Source organism: Azonexus sp. (assembly GCF_047638095.1).
Taxonomy (GTDB): domain Bacteria; phylum Pseudomonadota; class Gammaproteobacteria; order Burkholderiales; family Rhodocyclaceae; genus Azonexus.
Genome location: NZ_JBLJBW010000006.1, coordinates 61,509 through 79,792 on the forward strand (window position 1 = coordinate 61,509; position 18,284 = coordinate 79,792).

15 protein-coding genes are annotated in these 18,284 nt (G+C 59.5%); 7 read left to right on the forward strand and 8 right to left on the reverse strand.

What is annotated here, in order from left to right; genetic code table 11:
- Positions 1-54: 54 nt before the first annotated feature.
- Both ACM62Q_RS02735 and ACM62Q_RS02740 read right to left on the reverse strand, forming a co-directional pair.
- Complete coding sequence (locus ACM62Q_RS02735) at positions 55-273, reverse strand: RNA-binding S4 domain-containing protein (RefSeq protein ID WP_415033445.1); 219 nt, start codon at positions 271-273, stop codon at positions 55-57.
- 1 nt (position 274) lies between these two features.
- Positions 275-967, reverse strand: coding sequence for an aldehyde dehydrogenase family protein (locus tag ACM62Q_RS02740; RefSeq protein WP_415033446.1), 693 nt, complete (start codon positions 965-967; stop codon positions 275-277).
- A 267-nt stretch (positions 968-1,234) separates the two neighbouring features.
- On the opposite strand from ACM62Q_RS02740, the gene ACM62Q_RS02745 reads away from it, so the two are divergent.
- Positions 1,235-1,963 carry an IclR family transcriptional regulator gene (locus ACM62Q_RS02745; protein ID WP_415033460.1) on the forward strand — a complete coding sequence of 243 codons (729 nt, stop codon included), beginning with the start codon at positions 1,235-1,237 and terminating at the stop codon, positions 1,961-1,963.
- Between the two features lie 47 nt (positions 1,964-2,010).
- On the opposite strand, the gene pbpG is transcribed toward ACM62Q_RS02745, so the two are convergent.
- The 5 genes from pbpG to ACM62Q_RS02770 form a co-directional block, all read right to left on the reverse strand.
- Positions 2,011-3,078, reverse strand: coding sequence for a D-alanyl-D-alanine endopeptidase (gene pbpG, locus ACM62Q_RS02750; RefSeq protein WP_415033447.1), 1,068 nt, complete (start codon positions 3,076-3,078; stop codon positions 2,011-2,013).
- Positions 3,079-3,266: 188 nt separating this feature from the next.
- Positions 3,267-5,546 (reverse strand): NADP-dependent malic enzyme, encoded by a 2,280-nt coding sequence (locus ACM62Q_RS02755; protein WP_415033448.1) that lies wholly within the window; start codon positions 5,544-5,546, stop codon positions 3,267-3,269.
- 114 nt (positions 5,547-5,660) lie between these two features.
- Complete coding sequence (locus ACM62Q_RS02760) at positions 5,661-6,143, reverse strand: OmpA family protein (protein ID WP_415033449.1); 483 nt, start codon at positions 6,141-6,143, stop codon at positions 5,661-5,663.
- The gene (locus ACM62Q_RS02765) at positions 6,140-7,414 is read right to left on the reverse strand and encodes a diguanylate cyclase (RefSeq protein ID WP_415033450.1); all 1,275 of its coding nucleotides are present in this window, start codon (positions 7,412-7,414) and stop codon (positions 6,140-6,142) included. Before ACM62Q_RS02765 ends, ACM62Q_RS02760 begins: the two co-directional genes overlap by 4 nt.
- The gene (locus ACM62Q_RS02770; protein WP_415033451.1) at positions 7,411-7,986 is read right to left on the reverse strand and encodes a YfiR family protein; all 576 of its coding nucleotides are present in this window, start codon (positions 7,984-7,986) and stop codon (positions 7,411-7,413) included. Before ACM62Q_RS02770 ends, ACM62Q_RS02765 begins: the two co-directional genes overlap by 4 nt.
- Before the next feature lie 230 nt (positions 7,987-8,216).
- Between ACM62Q_RS02770 and queA the strand changes: the two genes are divergently transcribed.
- The 6 genes from queA (at position 8,217) to ACM62Q_RS02800 (ending at position 14,555) form a co-directional block, all read left to right on the forward strand.
- Positions 8,217-9,266: a tRNA preQ1(34) S-adenosylmethionine ribosyltransferase-isomerase QueA gene (queA, locus tag ACM62Q_RS02775; protein WP_415033452.1), complete on the forward strand. Its 1,050-nt coding sequence runs from the start codon at positions 8,217-8,219 to the stop codon at positions 9,264-9,266.
- Positions 9,256-10,365, forward strand: a complete 1,110-nt coding sequence (gene tgt, locus ACM62Q_RS02780) for a tRNA guanosine(34) transglycosylase Tgt (RefSeq protein WP_415033453.1) — start codon at positions 9,256-9,258, stop codon at positions 10,363-10,365. The genes queA and tgt overlap by 11 nt, the downstream gene beginning before the upstream one ends.
- Positions 10,366-10,406: 41 nt before the next feature.
- A complete protein-coding gene (gene yajC, locus ACM62Q_RS02785) occupies positions 10,407-10,730 on the forward strand; it encodes a preprotein translocase subunit YajC (RefSeq protein ID WP_415033454.1) in 324 nt (107 codons plus the stop codon).
- 66 nt (positions 10,731-10,796) lie between these two features.
- Positions 10,797-12,680 carry a protein translocase subunit SecD gene (secD, locus tag ACM62Q_RS02790; RefSeq protein ID WP_415033455.1) on the forward strand — a complete coding sequence of 628 codons (1,884 nt, stop codon included), beginning with the start codon at positions 10,797-10,799 and terminating at the stop codon, positions 12,678-12,680.
- A gap of 96 nt (positions 12,681-12,776) precedes the next feature.
- On the forward strand, positions 12,777-13,727 hold the full coding sequence (gene secF / locus ACM62Q_RS02795) for a protein translocase subunit SecF (protein ID WP_415033456.1): 951 nt from the start codon (positions 12,777-12,779) through the stop codon (positions 13,725-13,727).
- Between the two features lie 132 nt (positions 13,728-13,859).
- Positions 13,860-14,555 carry a Crp/Fnr family transcriptional regulator gene (locus ACM62Q_RS02800; protein ID WP_415033457.1) on the forward strand — a complete coding sequence of 232 codons (696 nt, stop codon included), beginning with the start codon at positions 13,860-13,862 and terminating at the stop codon, positions 14,553-14,555.
- A 108-nt stretch (positions 14,556-14,663) separates the two neighbouring features.
- On the opposite strand, the gene ACM62Q_RS02805 is transcribed toward ACM62Q_RS02800, so the two are convergent.
- The coding region (locus tag ACM62Q_RS02805) for a type I secretion C-terminal target domain-containing protein (protein ID WP_415033458.1) at positions 14,664-18,284 on the reverse strand (3,621 nt) is incomplete at its 5' end.

An 18,284-nucleotide genomic window follows, 5' to 3' on the forward strand; every position in this document is an offset into this window, starting at 1 on the left:
GCCTACCCCAAGCGCAGCCCGACCGGGCCAATTCTTACTTCGCACCTACTGCCTTCATGCAGCGACCAGGGTGATGATTTCCCCGGCAAATTCAAGGCGCTGCCCGGGGCGCAATTTGGCTCTTTTGCGCTTTTCCAGCGCCCCATCAACGCGCACCAGACCCTCGGCGACCGCGGCGTGCGCGGCTCCGCCGGAGCTGCAAAGCCCCAGCACCTTGAGCAGTTGATCGAGCTGGATATACGCGCCGCGCACGGCAAATTCCTGCGCTGCCATCTCAAGTCAGCGCAACAAAAGGCGTACCGTGCTGCGCCACAAGCGCCGCCACCTGCACCTGCAAGGCTTCCTCGCCGGCAAACAACAGGGCATCGACACCCGCCGTGCACAGCCCTTCGATCGCCGGTCCATCGCCATGCAGCACATTGAGCACCCCTGCCGGAATATCACAGCGGCTGGCCAACTCCGCCAATGCAAACGCTGCCGACGGCGCTTTCGGACTGGGCTTGATCACCAGCGTCGCCCCGGCAAGCAAGGCCGGAGCCGCCATGGCTGCCGCGCGCAAGGAATGTTCAGCACCGGTCACCAAACCCAACACCCCGGCCTCTCCTACGCTTGTCGAAGCCAAGGCCTCTAGCGCCGCGCTCACCTCCGCTTCAGCCTCTGCCTCATCCATGCCGCGCTCGCTCTGCAGCATTTTGGCAAAATGGCCACGGTAACGCGCCAAGGCTTCGGCCAGTTGCGCCAACTTCTCTTGCCGCCCACGCAAACCCAAATCGCTCCAAGCCGCCGCCGCAGCGCGTGCCGCACTGACCGCTTGCGCGGCTTCTTCGGCAGCGCACAAAGGGACGCGGTGGGTGGCCACCCCGGTCACCGGATTGACCACGTCAAACAAGCGCTCGCCAACGGTCAGGCAGGCGCGGCCGTTGATCCAGAGGGGAATGGCCAGCGGGCCGTCGTGTTCGAGTTGCATCGCTTTATCCTTCGTTTGATCCTGCGTTTTGTTCGGTCGAACGGGCCGCTTCACCCACCGTCGGCACGGCGGGCGCAGATTCAGCCTGTGATAATATTGCAGCGCACAAAGCCGCAGCGCCGGCTATGCTACGGAAAATCCCCGCATAAAGGAATCCTCCCGTTGTCCGCCCACTCCTCACCACCGCTTCCGGCGACACCTGCGCACGCCGTCGGCAGCACCGAAGCCCCCGGCAAATCCGGCGCTTCCATTCAAGTCATCGAACGCATGATGTCGCTGCTCGATGCGCTGGCGGCCGTTCCGGATACCGCCAGCCTGAAACAACTCGCCGCAACGACTGACCTGCATCCCTCCACCGCCCACCGCATTCTTGCCGCCATGTGCCAGGCACGTTTCGTCGAGCGCCAGGATGCCGGAAATTATCGTTTAGGCATTCGTTTGCTGGAGTTGGGCAGCATCGTCAAATCGCGCATTAATCTGCGCGAGGTAGCCCTGCCTTTCATGCAGGCCTTGCACGAAAAAGTCGGCGAGTCGATCAATCTGGGCATACGCCAAGACGATGAAATCGTCTATCTGGAGCGCACCTCCTCCGGGCGCTCCTTGGTGCGCGTGGTCTATCTCGTCGGCGGACGCGCGCCTTTGCACCTCACTTCGCTGGGTAAGCTTTTTCTTGCCGCCGACAGCCAAAACAAAGTACGCGACTACGCCAAGCGTAGCGGCCTGCCGGGCAAAACACCGCACTCCCTGACGCAGCTGGAAACACTGGAAAAGGCGCTGGATAAAGTCCGCCGGCACGGTATCGCCTACGACGATGAAGAGGCCGAGCTCGGCCTAACCTGCGTCGCCGCCCCCATTCACGATGAGGAAGGCAGCATCGTGGCCGCGCTGTCGGTTTCTGCGCCGACCGAACGCCACGACCCAGCCTGGGCAGCGGAAGTCAAGCGCGCCGCCAAGGCCGTCTCGCAAGCCTTGGGTTTTCATCCGGCAGAAAAATGAACGGGCCGCCAACGCAGCCCGCACAGAGGAAAAACGCTTTTTGGTGCCTACGCCGGATGCGCCGCCTTAGCCAGCGCTGCGCTTTCCATCCAGCGCTTGATGCGGTTGGCGTCTCCCACCCGCGTCATCTTGCCTTGCGAATCGAGCAGCACGATCACCACCGGCTTATCCGCCACCCAGGCTTGCATGACCAGGCAACGCCCGGCTTCCGAGATATAACCCGTTTTCGACACGCCGATCTGCCAGTTGTCGCTACGCACCAGGGCATTGGTATTGCCAAAGGTCTGAATGCGCCCATTCAACGCCACCTTGGCCTCCGCCGTGGTGGAGAACATGCGGATTTCTGGATAACGCGCCGCCGCCGCCACCATGCGCGCCAGATCGTGCGCGGTAGAAACGTTGTTACTCGACAAACCCGTCGGCTCTTCAAAGCGGCTGTCAAACATTCCCAAAGAACGCGATTTCCTGTTCATCGCCGCAACAAAGGCCGCCAGACCACCCGGGTAATGACGCCCCAAAGCATTGGCGGCACGATTCTCCGAGGACATCAGTGCGAGCAGCATGGCCGTTTCGCGCGTCATCGTGGTCCCCACCGGCAGCCGCGAGCGAGTGCCTTTCAAATCATCGACATCATCATGGCCGATGCTGATCACCTCGTTGAGATCGAGCCCGGCATCGAGCACCACCATCGCCGTCATCAGCTTGGAAATGGAGGCAATCGGCAACACCGCGTCCGGCTGTTTTTCGACCAGCGCTTTGCCCGTCGTCTGATCGAGCACCAAGGCCGCCGCCGATTGAATCGCCAGATGCGCCGGGTCGTCACTCACCGCAATGTGGCGCGCCGGCGGATGGGCCGCGTTTTGGGCCACTTTCTTTTTGCTGCCAGCCTTGGCCGCAATTTTTTTGTTATTTACCGTGCTGCGGGCATTTTTAACCGGCTTGGTCGATTTTTTGGCTGTGTTTTTTACCGCCGCTTTGCGAGTGTCCTGCTTCTTGAGCGCCGCTTTTTGTACGCTTTTTTTGCTATTTGCCCCGTCGTTTTTCGCCGCATAGCCGGGCAAGGGGCTTGCCATCATGGTACAGGCGGCCAGTAAGGCCAGAATTTTTCGCCGCATGGGTGCACTCCTGAAATCTGCGCCAAATTTTAACGAAGTTTACGCCTTGTCGCAGATATTTCAATCAAACCATGGCGATAGAAACATATCTTGATGTTTTTTCTCAAATTTTTTATGCCGGGACAGCACAAAAAACTGCGCCTTTCGCCAGCCGAACGTGGCGAAAAGCGCAGCAGCACGCGCCAGTCTTAGCCCGCATCGACTACGGTGAGGGCAGTCATGTTGACGATGCGCCGCACCGTCGCCGTCGGGGTCAGGATATTTACCGGCTGGGCCGCCCCCAGCAGAATCGGCCCGACCGTGAGATTGTCGCCAGCGGCCACTTTCAAGAGGTTGAAAGAGATATTGGCGGCATCCAGCGTCGGCATGACCAGCAAATTGGCCTGACCTTTCAGGCGCGAATTGGGGAAGGCGGCACGGCGGATTTCTTCGTCCAGAGCCGCGTCACCGTGCATTTCGCCCTCGACTTCCAATTCCGGGGCACGGGTGTTCAACGCCGCCAAAACGGCACGCATTTTTTCCGCTGTCGGGGTGTTCGCCGTACCAAAAGTCGAATGGGAGAGCAGGGCCACCTTGGGTGTGATCCCGAAATTGCGGATTTTTTCGGCGGCCATCAAGGTCATGTCGGCCAACGCATCAGCGCTGGGTTCGTAATTGATGTAGGTGTCACCGATGAACACCGTGCGCCCCGGCAGCATGAGCAGGTTCATGGCATAGAAACGATCCACCTTATCCCCCGTACCGATGACGTTCTGCACGTACTCACGGTGCGTTTCGTGCCGCCCGAACGTGCCGCACACCAGGCCATCCGCATAGCCCAAACGCACCATCAGCGCGCCATAGAGCGTATTGCGCCGGCGCACTTCACGGCGGGCAAAATCGGGAGAGACGCCTTTGCGTTCCATCAAACGATGGTAGGTCGTCCAGAATTCTTCGTAATGGGCTTCAAAAAATGTGCAATTTTCCGAATGCACCACCTCGAAATCGGCCCCCTCGCGGATACGCAAGCCGGCTTGCTCGATGCGCCGGGCAATTTCGGCATGCCGCCCGATCAGAATCGGGCGGGCAATGCCTTCATCACGAATGACCTGCACGGCACGCAAGACCCGCTCATCTTCACCTTCGGCAAAAACAATGCGTTTGGGAGACAGACGGGCTTGGGTAAACACCGGTTTCATGATGAGACCGGAGTGATAAACAAATTCGTTCAAGCTTTGCAGATAGGCATCCCAATCGGCAATCGGGCGCGTCGCCACGCCAGAATCCATCGCCGCCTGGGCCACCGCCGGAGCAATTTTGACGATGAGGCGCGGATCAAAAGGTTTGGGAATGAGATATTCCGGGCCAAAACCGGCAATCCGTTCGCCATAAACAGAGGCCGCCATATCCGGCTGTTCGGCACGCGCAAGTTCGGCAATCGCCTTCACCGAGGCCATTTTCATCTCGCCGGTGATGGTCGTTGCCCCGACATCGAGCGCGCCACGGAAAATATAGGGAAAACACAAGACATTATTGACCTGGTTCGGATAATCCGAACGCCCGGTGCAGATAATCGCGTCGTCGCGCACGGCTTTCACTTCTTCCGGCAAGATTTCCGGCGTCGGATTGGCCAGCGCCATGATGACCGGACGCGCGGCCATTTTCTTGACCATCTCCGGCTTCAGGACACCGCCGGCGGAAAGGCCCAAAAACACATCGGCATCGGCAATCACTTCACCCAGGCTGCGCAATTCACTCACCTTGGCATAGCGCGCCTTGATTTCGTCCATCTCTTCGAGGCGGCCTTGGTAAACCAGACCGTGAATGTCGGTCACCCAGATGTTCTCCACCGGCGCGCCCAAGAGCACCAACAAATCGAGACAGGCGAGCGCCGCGGCACCAGCACCGGAGGCAACGATCTTCACCTTCGACAAATCCTTGCCGATCAAGTGCAGACCATTGAGAATCGCCGCGCCGACGACAATCGCCGTGCCGTGCTGGTCGTCGTGAAAGACCGGAATTTTCATCCGCTCACGCAATTTTTGCTCGATGTAGAAGCATTCCGGAGCTTTGATGTCTTCCAGATTGATACCACCAAACGTCGGTTCCAGGGAAGCAATGGCCTCGATCAGCTTATCCGGATCGCGCTGTTCGATTTCCAGATCGAACACGTCGATATTGGCAAATTTCTTGAACAGAACCCCCTTGCCCTCCATCACCGGCTTGGCCGCCAGCGGGCCGATCGCGCCCAGTCCGAGCACTGCCGTGCCATTGGTGATGACGCCGACCAAATTGCCGCGCGCCGTCAGCTGGCTAGCGGCTTGCGCGTCATTGACGATTTCCTCGCACGCAAACGCCACGCCCGGCGAATAGGCCATGGACAAGTCGTATTGATTGGTCAGCTGCTTGATCGGCGTGACCGCAATTTTTCCCGGCTTGGGATGGCGATGGTAGTGCAGTGCGGCTTCGCGCAGTTGGCGGGCGTCCATGCTGTCTCCGTTTCGTATTGTGAAAACGCGTTTTGATTAGCGGTAAATAATAGCAGGAATCCCCGCGCCGGTCAGCCGGCAGCGAGACATACCCGCAAGGCGAAGCCTAGCGTTTCAGCCGCCGACAACCAGCACCACCCGGCGATTTTGTGCCTTGCCGCTGTCGCTGTAGTTGTCCGTCACAGGAAAATCGCTGCCCAGGCCGCGCACCAGAATCTGCTCCGAAGCCATGCCTGCCGCCCGCAAGCGCTCTGCCACGGCCTCGGCACGGCGCAAAGAGAGCGCCCGATTCTGGCTGCGCGAACCGGTGAAATCGGCGTGACCATCGACACGCACCGCGCCAATACCCGAGCGTATCAACTGTGCCGCAATGCGATCCACCGTGCGCTTGGCCTCATCGCGCAGCACGGCTTCGCTACTATCGAACAACAATTTATCGGAGGCGCTGAACACCCAATTATCCGCATCTTGCACAAAGCCCTCGGCCTGCAACGCGGCAATTTGCTGTGCCGTCAGATTTCCGGTTTTTTCCGGCACCGACTGGCAAGCGAGCAATAAAAACGCGCACAAAAATACCCACAAATACCCTTTTTTCATGCCTCACCCCCATTTTCTTCTTGGTTTTCAGAAAACACCGCAAACGCCCCGCGCCCGGCACGTTTGACGCAATACATCGCCTGATCGGCACGCCGTACCCAGGCGGCCAAGGTCGCCTGCGGCGCGGGCGGCAACAAAGCCACGCCGATGCTCAAAGAAGTCTGCAAGGTGCCGCCTTCAGGCAAAACAATCGGTTGCGCCATGGCCTCGAGCATATTTTGCGCAACCCGCTGCGCCTGCGCCACATCCTCCAACGGATACAGCAGGGCGGCGAATTCATCGCCCCCCAGACGGGCCAGCACATCATTTTCCCGCAGCCTGGCACGCAAACGGCGGCCGATGGCGCGCAGCACGGCATCCCCCACCTCGTGGCCGTGCGTATCGTTGATCGACTTGAAATGGTCGATGTCGATGAAAAAAAGCGCCGCGCCGGGGGAGGTTTTGCCTGCCAGCGCATCGACGATCGCCTCGGCTTGCGCCTCGAAATGGGCGCGATTGCACAAACCCGTCAACGCATCGTGATTCGCCTGGTGCGCCAGCTGTGCCGCATGGTCGCGCATCTTGCCCTGCCACATGCCCAGCTCGTGGAAAAGCGCCGCCACGTCTTCTCCCAGATGTTGCAATTCGCTGATGCATGAGCTTTCCGGGCGGGCATCGAAACAATGTTCGCGCCGCGCCTGCGCGGTCATTTCGGCCAGGGCGCGCAAGGGGCGAACGATCTGCGCGCTATTGCGGCGCGATAACCGCGCGGCCACCCAAAGGCTCGCGCCCAAAGCAAACAGCCCGCAGGCCGCGGCAACCAAAATAAAACGCAGCAAATCATGCCCCGCCCCATACAGGCGCACCGAACCCACCCTCCGGCCGGCATGTTGAATTTCGACCACCGCGGGTTGATTGAGCAACACCACAGCCAGCAAACGCTCGCCCACCGCCCATAAACTGTCGTCGAGAGCTTGCCACTGCGTAATCAAGCGGCCGGCATGGTCGTACACATAGGCAGCAGCGAGCGCGCGGTTCGCCGCAATCGAACGTAAATCTTCAGACGCCGCCTGATCATCCCCGAACACCACCGCAGCTTCCAAGGTGTACGCCGCCGTGCGCGCCGCCAGGTGCAGATTGTCCAGCATATAGACGCGCAACATGAACAGACCGAGCAGGAACAGGAAAAAGCCGGAGAACACCATCGCCAGCACGGCCACCCGCATATTGGCAAGGTGCAGAATTTCCTGCAGCGGCCGCGTCTCTGAAGAATGCATCGGCGGCGTATTCATGGTTTGGTTTGCCGCACGGTAGCGCGCTGCTCAGGGCGCTGTTTTTCCGGTGCGCTGTCTTGACGCCGGCGCACCAACTGCAGCACCTTGGGGCTGATTCGTACATGGGCGCGCGAAATGGCGTCGAGATTGGCCAGCATGCCGAGCTCCCCATCGCCAACGTGCAGACAGAACATACTGCCCGCCGTGCATTCGAGATCGCCCTCGATCACACTCAACAAAGGGCGTCCGCCCACGGTTTTCAAGACCTGCCGCTGCATGGCGACCGGCAACGCGCCCATGTAGATGATGTCGCAGCCGGTTTCCCAGCCAGCCTGCAGCGCACTGACGTCATAAACGTTCAGTTTCCTGTCCAACAAAGGCTGAAGAGCGGCGGCACTCCCCGGCAGATAAGCGAGATAACCCGCTGTACACAAGCGGTACTCCACGGGCTCCACCGGCCAGCGCGTATAGCCGATGATGCCGGCAAGCACCCGCCCGGTCTGCGCGCCCAGATCAGAAGCCAGCGCCGGGCCGAAGGCAGTGCAGAGAAAACAGAAGGAGAGCAAACGGCGGCACATCAAGACGATCATCCCAAGTCAATACCTCATAAAACACGGCTCAAACAGCGCGCAAGGCAGAAGCGGTTTTTGGGGCAAATACAAAACCCGGAAAATTCCTAGCGCAAGCGCGCATCATAGTCTTCGTTTGCACGCCAGACAATTTGCGGTTTTCCGCAATGTTTCCCTGAGCACACTTTCCCGTATCATGCGCAATTTTTACGCGTCGGCGCAGAGTGCTGACCCTGGTTTTCGAGTAACGCATGTCCGCTTTATCTGTCGATGATTTCGATTTTTTTCTCCCCCCGGAGCTGATCGCCCAACATCCGCCAACCGAACGTGGCGACAGCCGTTTGCTGCATGTCGCAGGCAAGACCTTATGCGACCAGACTTTCCGCGCCTTGCCGGATTTTTTGCGCACCGGCGACCTGCTCGTGTTTAACGACACACGCGTCATCAAGGCGCGCTTTTTTGGCCACAAGGAAAGCGGCGGGCAGGTGGAAGTCATGCTCGAACGCATCCTCGATGAACGCCAGGCGCTATGCCAGATCCGCGCCAGCAAAGCCCCCAAACCCGGCAGCCACTTGCGCCTGGCCAACGCCTTCGACGTCGTCATGCGCGCGCGCGCCGGTAAAGACAATGATTTGTTCGTGCTGGAGTTGCGCTCGGCGGGCAATTTCTGGGAAATGGCCGAAACCTACGGCCAACTCCCCTTGCCGCCCTACATCGAACACCCGGCCGATGCCGCCGACGAAACCCGTTACCAAACGGTTTACGCCCGCGCCCCGGGTGCCGTCGCTGCGCCCACGGCAGGCCTGCATTTCACCGACGACATGCTGGCGCTTTTACGCCAGAAAGGCATCAACAGCGCCTTTGTCACCCTGCATGTCGGCGCCGGAACCTATCGCCCGGTGCGGGCGCACAGGCTTTCCGAACACCGCATGCACAGCGAGCGCTACGAAATTCCTGTGGCCACAGCGGCGGCGGTCGCTGCGACTCGCGCCGCCGGCGGACGGGTCATTGCCATTGGCACCACCAGCCTGCGCGCGCTCGAATCCGCCGCGCAGAACGCAAGCGAAATTCGCGCCGGAGAGGGCGAAACCGATATTTTCATCACCCCAGGCTACCGCTTCAAGGCAGTCGATCGCCTCTTGACCAACTTCCACCTGCCGAAATCGACCTTGCTCATGCTGGTTTCGGCTTTTGCCGGCCACGCTGCCATCCGCGCCGCTTATGCCCATGCGGTCGCGACAGGCTACCGTTTTTTCAGCTATGGCGATGCCATGCTTCTGGAGAGATCCGATGCAATTTGACCTACACAAAACTGACGGCGCGGCGCGGCGCGGCACGTTGACGCTGGCGCACGGCCAGGTACAAACCCCCGTGTTCATGCCGGTCGGCACCTATGGCACGGTCAAGGCCATGACGCCGCAAAGCCTGCACGACATCGGCGCGCAAATCTGTCTGGGCAATACCTTCCACCTCTGGCTACGCCCGGGGATCGAAGTGATCGCCGCCCATAACGGCCTGCATGATTTCATGCACTGGGATAAACCATTGCTCACCGATTCCGGCGGCTTTCAGGTGTTTTCACTCGGGGCGCTGCGTAAAATCGGCGAAGAAGGCGTCAAGTTCAGCTCGCCGCACGACGGTGCCAAGCTTTTTCTCTCGCCGGAAATTTCGATGCAGATTCAGAAAGTCTTGAATTCCGACATCGTCATGATCTTCGACGAATGCACGCCCTACCCGGCCAGCCACGAGCAGGCCGCCCAATCGATGCGCCTGTCGCTACGCTGGGCCAAACGCTCGCACGACGAACACCAGCGCCTGGAAAACGCCAATGCCTTGTTCGGCATCGTGCAGGGCGGCATGTACGAAGATTTACGCGACGAATCGATTGCCGGCCTCACTGACATCGGCTTCGACGGCATGGCCATCGGCGGCCTCTCGGTGGGCGAACCCAAGGAAGACATGGCGCGCGTACTGGCCCACACCGCACCGCGCCTGCCTGTACACAAGCCGCGCTACCTGATGGGCGTCGGCACGCCAGAAGACCTGGTCTTTGCCGTCCGCCAGGGGATGGACATGTTCGATTGCGTGATGCCCACCCGCAATGCCCGCAATGGCCACTTATTTACCCGTTTTGGCGACGTAAAAATCAAAAACGCCCGCTACCGCCAGGACACCGGAGCGCTCGATCCCTCTTGCACCTGCATGACCTGCACGCAATTTAGCCGCAGCTATTTACACCACCTGTTCCGCAACGGCGAAATCCTGGGCGGCATGTTGAACACCATCCACAATCTGCACTTCTACCAGACCATCATGGCCGAAATGCGCGCCGCGATTGAAAACAGCCAGTTTCAGTCCTGGGCCTGCCGCTTTGCCGCAGACCGATCTTGCGGGCAGTGATAGAATCATCCGTTTCAAAATTTTTACCCGGAGCAACCTCGATGATTAGTCTTGCCTACGCCCAAACGGCAGGTGCTGCTGACGCCAGCGGCGGTTTTATGCAGCTTTTGCCGATGATTCTGATGTTTGGCGTGCTGTGGTTTTTGATGATTCGCCCACAAATGAAAAAGGCCAAAGAGCACAAGGCGCTGCTCGCCGCTTTGCAAAAAGGCGATGAAGTCGTCACCGGTGGCGGCATGACCGGGCGCGTCACCAAGGTGGGCGAAGCCTATGTGCACGTCGAAGTGGCCAATGGCGTCGAGGTCGTGGTGCAAAAACCCTCCGTCGTCATCGTTCTGCCCAAAGGCACGCTAAAAGGGCTGTAAGAGCCGATAGCCGAGCAGCGAGCCTCTCGCTGCTCCACTCTCCGTTCTTCACTGGCACCGCCCGCAATGAACCGCTATCCCCTCTGGAAGTACATTCTCGTCCTGGTCGCGTTAATCCTCGGCTTCATCTACACCCTGCCCAATTTCTACGGCGAATCGCCAGCGGTGCAGGTATCCAGCGCCAAGGTCACCCTGAAAATCGATGACGGCACCCGCGCGCGCGTCGAAAACGCTTTGCAGGCCGCCAACATTACCCACGACGGCATTTTGCTCGACAGCGTCGGCGTCAAAGCACGCTTTGCCGACACCGACACCCAGCTGAGGGCCAAGGATGCCATCGAACGCGCTTTCAACCCGGATGCCGCCGATCCGCAATACGTCATTGCGCTCAACCTGCTCTCGGCCTCGCCGCAATGGCTGACCCGCCTGCACGCCCTGCCCATGTACCTGGGCCTGGACCTGCGCGGCGGCGTGCACTTCCTCTTGCAGGTCGATATGCCGGGAGCTGCCACGAAACGCCTGGATTCCACCGCCGCCGATCTGCGCAGCCTCTTGCGCGACAAAAACGTGCGCCACGCGGGCATCAGCCGCGATGGTGAGCGCATCGTCATTCGTTTCCGCGACAGCGAAACCCGCGATGCGGCAAAAAAAGCCCTGGCAGGCAGCCATGACGATCTCGCGCTCGCCGAAGTCGGCCAAGGCGACGATTTGCGCCTGATTGCCAGCCTGAAACCGGAAGCCTTGAAGAAAATCGGCGAATTCGCCATCAAGCAAAACATCAACACCTTGCACAACCGCATCAACGAGCTGGGCGTCGCCGAGCCGGTGATCCAGCAACAAGGTGCCGATCGTATCGTCGTGCAGCTGCCGGGCGTGCAGGACACGGCCAAGGCCAAAGACATTCTCGGGCGCACCGCCACCTTGGAAATTCGCCTGGTAGACGACAACCCCGGCGCGCTGGAAGCCGGTCTGGCGGGCAACGTGCCCTTTGGTACCGAGCTGTACACCGAGCGCGGCGGCTCACCCTTGCTGGTCAAAAAGCAGGTGGTGCTGACTGGCGACCGCCTGACCGATGCCCAACCCGGCTTTGACGGCCAGACCAACGAAGCCGCCGTACACCTGACGCTGGACTCCGCCGGCGCGCGCATCTTCAAGGACATCACCCGCGACAACGTCGGCAAACGCATGGCCATTTTGCTGATCGAAAAAGGCAAGGGCGAAGTGGTCACCGCGCCGGTCATCCGCACCGAAATCGGCGGTGGCCGGGTGCAGATTTCCGGGCGCATGAGCACCAGCGAAGCCAACGACGTGGCGCTCCTGCTGCGCGCCGGCTCGCTCGCCGCGCCCATGGAAATCATCGAAGAACGCACCATCGGCCCCTCGCTGGGTGCCGAAAACATCAACCGCGGCTTTCACGCCACGCTGTGGGGTTTTGTTGCCATTGCCGTATTCATGATTCTTTACTACGAAGTGGTGGGCCTGGTTTCGGTCATTGCGCTGGCCTCCAATTTGTTGCTGCTGGTGGCGCTACTCTCCCTGATGCAGGCCACCTTGACGCTACCCGGCATCGCCGCCATCGCCCTGACGCTGGGCATGGCGATTGATGCCAACGTACTAATCAACGAGCGCATCCGCGAGGAATTGCGCGCCGGGCTCGCCCCGCAAGCGGCGATTGCCGAAGGTTACGATCGTGCCTTCGCCACCATTCTCGACTCCAACATCACCACCTTGATCGCTGGCCTGGCGCTGCTCATTTTCGGCTCCGGCCCGGTACGCGGCTTTGCCGTGGTGCACTGCCTGGGCATCCTGACCTCGATCTTTTCCGCCGTAGTGATTTCACGCGCCCTGATCAACCTAATTTACGGGCGCCAGAAAAAACTCACCAAGATCGCTGTGGGCACCGTCTGGAAAGAGGGCCTGGCCACCGTTGGCGGCAGAAAACAAGGCTAAACACCGACGCTACCCATCACCTGAAATTTTCGCTGCGCCACGACGCACTGCGTATCGCCCGGCCTTTTCTAGAGAACCGATAAAGGATCAAGACTCATGGAGTTTTTCCGCATCAAAAAAGACATTCCCTTCATGCGCCATGCGCTGGTGTTCAATGTCATTTCGCTGCTCACTTTTCTGCTCGCCGTATTTTTTCTCGCCACCAAGGGGCTGCATCTTTCGGTGGAATTCACCGGCGGCACGCTGATCGAAGTCAAATACGAACAAAGCGCAGAGCTCGATAAAATCCGTAACACTCTGGGGGCCAGCGGTTTTGCCGATTACTCGGTGCAAAATTTCGGTTCTTCGCAAGACGTGATGATCCGCCTGCCGCTGCGCACGGGCGAAGATAGCGCCAAACAAGGCGAAGCCGTCATGCAGGCGCTCTCCAGCGGCGCGCCCGGAGCGAGTTTGCAGCGCGTGGAGTATGTCGGCCCACAAGTGGGCAAAGAGCTCGCCGAAAACGGGGCTATGGCGCTTTTTGTCGTCATCGTCGGCATCATCATTTACCTGGCTTTCCGTTTCGAATGGCGCTTTGCGGTCTCGGCCATCATCGCCAATCTGCACGACGTGATCATTATTTTGGGGTTTTTCGCCGCTTTTCAGTGGGAGTTTTCGCTGTCGGTGCTGGCGGCGGTACTCGCCGTGCTCGGCTATTCGGTGAACGAATCGGTGGTGGTTTTTGACCGGGTGCGCGAAACCTTCAAGAAAATCCGCGGCCTCAGCACCACCCCGCAGGTGCTCGACCACGCCATCACCAGCACCATCAGCCGCACCATCATCACCCACGGCTCGACTCAAGTCATGGTGCTCTCCATGCTCATCTTCGGCGGCGAAACCCTGCATAACTTCGCCCTGGCGCTGACCATCGGCATCTGCTTCGGCATTTATTCCTCGGTGCTGGTCGCCAGCCCGCTGGTGATGTGGCTGGGCGTTTCGCGCGAACAGTTCATCAAGGTAAAAAAACCCGCTGCTGAAGGTGCCAACGAAGACGGTGCCTGCGTCTAATTCCTTTGCCGCACCCCGTTCCAGCCGGCGGTTTCGACCGCCGGTTTGCGTTGACCCCAGGCTCGGCCGCCCTAGCTTGCAAATCCGTCCCGATCCAGCCACACTCGCATTTCTTCATATAAATCAAAAATCATGAACACCCCTTCCAACCTGGACATCCCCGCCCTGCTCGGCCGCCTGCCTTTGTTTTCCAGCATGTTGCCGGAAGAAATCGAGCGTATTGCGCGCGGCACGCGGGAAATACGCGTTGCCAAAGGCGACATCCTGTTTCACAAAGGCGACCCCTGTCTGGGTTTTCACATGCTGCTCTCGGGCCAGATCAAACTCGCTTTCACCTCGGCACAAGGCAATGAAAAAGTGGTGGAAATCATTCCTGCCGGGCAAACCTTTGGCGAGGCCATCATGTTCATGGACACGCCCTACATCGTTTTCGCCCAGGCACTCGCAGATGCCCAAATGCTGCATATTTCAAAGGCGGCACTCTACGAAGAGCTGGACAAAGACCCCAAACTCGCCCGCAAAATGCTGGCCAGCATGGCCATGCGCCTGCACCAGGCAATGCACGACATGGAAGCCTATTCTCTGCACTCCGGCAAAGAGCGCATCATGAATTACCTCTTGCGCGAACTGCCACCGCTCGAACCCGAGATCCGCTCCGCCACCGTGTCGCTCACCACCACCAAAGGCGTCATCGCTTCGCGCCTCAATCTCACCCAAGAACATTTTTCGCGCATCCTGCACGAACTCGCCACCGACGGCCTGATCGTCGTCAATGGGCGCAGCATCGACATTCCGGATCTGGAAAGAATGCGCAAAACCCTGAGTTAAAGGCTGCCCTTGAAAGCCATCTGCGTTAGCACGCATCAAGAAAAATCCCCGCCGTAGCGGGGATTTTTAATGGCTGGGTGCCACTTGGACACCCAGGAAGCTTCGACCTTAGTTATCCACCACCAGTTTGCCGCGGTTCAGCAGCTCGCTGATGATCTGCTGGTCGGAAGCATTTGCCCCCAAGCCCAGGTCGCTGCGCAGATTAACCCCTTCCAGGGTGATACGCTGATCTTCCTGATTGGCGCTGTAGGCACCTCCCGAAAAACCGCCCGTCGTGGAAATACGGATGATCGTATTGCCGCTGGAGCTGGTCGTGTCAAAGTCCAAGTAGTTCTGCAGATTGCCGGTGTTTTCACTCGTGAGCAAATCGCGCAGATCGAGACGATCACCACCGGCAGCGAAGGCACGGCTATCGAAGTCGGTAATGCTGTCGAGCGCACGCCCCGCCCCTTTGCTACCGGCATCCGCCAGACTCCAAGCAAAGGTATCGGCACCGAGGCCACCGGTCAGCGTATCGTTACCGGCACCGCCCCACAGGGTGTCATTACCGGCACCACCCACCAGAACATCATCACCATTACCGCCGTTGAGCACGTCATTGCCCGCACCACCGTACAAGCGGTCGTTGCCATCACCGCCGTACAGCGTGTCATTGCCGGCCAAACCGCTGATGATGTCATCACCTGACGTGCCGGTCAGCGTATCGCCGCTCGTCGTGCCCGTGATTTCATTACCCGCATCGCGCGACACATTGAAGGTGAGCTGGCCGCTAGCCGTATCACCGTCCTTGTCGACCACGGTAACACCGAGAATTTCCTGTGCCGTCCCGGTCATGGTGGCCGAAGGCTGGTAGGTGTATTGACCGCTTTGCATATCGATCTTGAAGACGCCGCCCAGTTCCGTGGTGATGGTCAACACGTGGGTCGCCGCATCCCAGCTGTGCGTATTGGTGGCACCGACATCCTTGGTCAACACGATCGTGTCCGTCGTGCGGTTCCAGGTGTAGGTGCTGCGGTCGCCCACTGCTCCCACCGAGATCACGCCGATGTGGCCGCCATCTGCCCCCACCGCAGCGCCCACCGTACCATCGAGCAGGTTGCCAGAACCCGCCGGCACGGCCGTTGCCTGCAGCGCCTTGTCCAGATCACGGTCGTTGGTCACCAAAATGGCGTTCGTGTTCTGCCCCTTCACGCCATCGTAAGCCACCGGATGGATTTTGCTCAGATCCACCCCCGATCCCACACCCACGCCGACCGAAGTAATCTTGTTGGCATTAAGGAAATCGGCCCAGAGCTTCTCTTCTGCTGCAGAAATACCGCTGTCACCACTGGCGTATTTGTTGGCGAGAACATTACTGTTTCCGTCCCCGGCATTCGGATCGCCATCCGTCAAGAAATACACGACGTTTTGCAGCGTGCCGCCCGGCGGCACGCTCGTCAGCTTACCGGCGGTCTGCCAAGAGCTCATGGCCTGGGCCAAGGCGGCGTCGTAGTTGGTGTTATTCGTAGCTGTCACGCTACCCAGCAAGTCAATCGCATCGCTTGCGCTCAACCAAACCGGGCTCAGAGCAACCCCCAGATTGGAGAAGGTCACCAACTGCACCATCACATCACCGTAACTATCGTAGGTGTTGATCAGGTTCTTCAGGGCGCTCTTCGCAATTTCCATGCGTGAATTGGTACCGCTACCCATGCTGCCCGAGTTGTCGAGCACGATCATCAGGTTGGTGTTCTGCGTCACCACGATATCCTGCACATGGTTTTGCTGCACCGTCGGCATATCGTCTTCCACGACGACGCTCAAAGTACCTGTCGACGTCGCACTGCCGTTGCTGACCTTGATGCTGAGATCGAGCTTCAGGGTATCTTCGACACCCTTGCCCGGATGATCCAGCGGTTTGCTCAGCGTGACCTGGTAATGCCCCTGGCTATCGACGCTGATGCGAATGACTTCTGCACCATTGGCGCTGCCGACCAGGGTGCCGTTGCCAGCATGGGCCCAAGTCACGGCGGCACCGCCGGAAGTCAGCGCCACACTCGGTGTGCCGAGCGTAATTTCCAGATTGCCGTCGATACCCGGTATGGCCAGCGAACCGGAGGTCGTTGCGCTATTGGTGGTATCGGAAACCCCGGCCGTATCGGGAATCCCGCCCGGCAAGCCTTCTTCCGACACGGTCGCGGTAATCGTCCAGCCCGGGTTAATCACCTTCGGCGTGCCGATGTCGATGGTCAGCGTGTTCTGCACCGCATCGCCATCTTTGTCCGTCACCGTATAGGTAAAGGTTTGCTTCAGGGTTTGCCCCGGCTGCAGGCTGTCGCGGGTTTCGCGGTTGAGCACAAAGCTGTAGCTGCCATCCGGATGGGCTGTCATGGTGCCATAAGGACTCGTCAGATTGCCCCAGGCAAAGCTGCCCAGACCATCTGCGCCGGCTTCGATCGGCACCGTGCCGCTGATGCTTGGCAGGCTGTCGGTCGAACGCACGCTGCCGTAGATATCAAAGACGTTGTTGGCTTGTTCGTCGGTGTAAATCGTATTGACGAGATTGCCGTTCTTGTCCTTGAAACCTTCCAGGCGGAAAACGTAGTGCTGGCCATTGATCTGCACCGTGACATCCTGCGTCGGCAGGGTCACGATGTCGCGCGAGGACGGATCCGTCGCCCCATTCGTATTCGGCGTTTCGGTATGGTCGAGCAAAACCTGGAAGGTGATCGGCGTAAGCACGCCATCGATCATCACGGTCATCTTCATTTCCATGGTGACCTTGTCCAAGGTCGAGGAATTGGAGTTGACCGGCCAGTTGTGGTGGGTGAATTCTGCCAGCTTGAACACACTACCCGGTGTCACCACCATGCCGCTGCCGGCAAAAGCCGCGTTATCCACCAGGCTGTAACCGGACTGCCCCGAGCCGCTGCTCGCCGTGCCCCACATCAGCTTGTCGATATAGGTGTCAGTATCGGTATTGCTCTGTGTGACTTGGCCCGTTCCCGATTCAAACACCGGGTTGATCCAGCCGGCCTGCAAACCACCAATGATGATCTGCGGCACGTCGACCACGATGTTGTTACCCGGATTGACCTGCAAAGGCATGTCGTCTTCGACCGTCACCGTCAGCTTGCCGGAGCCACTCAGCGCGCCATCGCTGGCCTGAACACCCACTTCGAAACTAAGGGTGTCTTCAACGTTCTTCACCGGATGATCCAGCGGTTTACTCAGGCTGACCTGGTAATTGCCGTCGTTATCAATCGTGATGCGCACCGCTTCCTCATTGCCCACCTTGCCAATCAAGGTTTGCGTGCCGTTACCCGACCAGGTCAGCGCCTGACCGCCAGAACTGAGCACCGCCAGCGGCGCCGTCAGCGTGACGCTGATCGGATTACCATCGACATCGCTGATCGTCAGTTTGCCCGCAGACTGCTTGGCATTCGTCGTGTCACTCACTCCCGTGTTATCCGGCAAACCCTTCGGCAAGCCCTCTTCCGACACCGTCGTGCCGCCACTCACAATCGTCGGCGCACTATTGAAGTCGTTGTCGATGATGGTGCCCGTGCCGACCACGCCTTCAACTGTCACCGTCAGGGTTTCGTTACCTTCGATCAATTTATCGTCGACCGTCGGGTAGGTGACCGTGAAGCTGTCGACACCTGCCGGCACCGTGATCGTGCCGGCAACCGGGTCGTAGGTGACGCCCTTGTCGAAGACCGGGGTGCCGTAGTCAGCACCCGGGGTGGC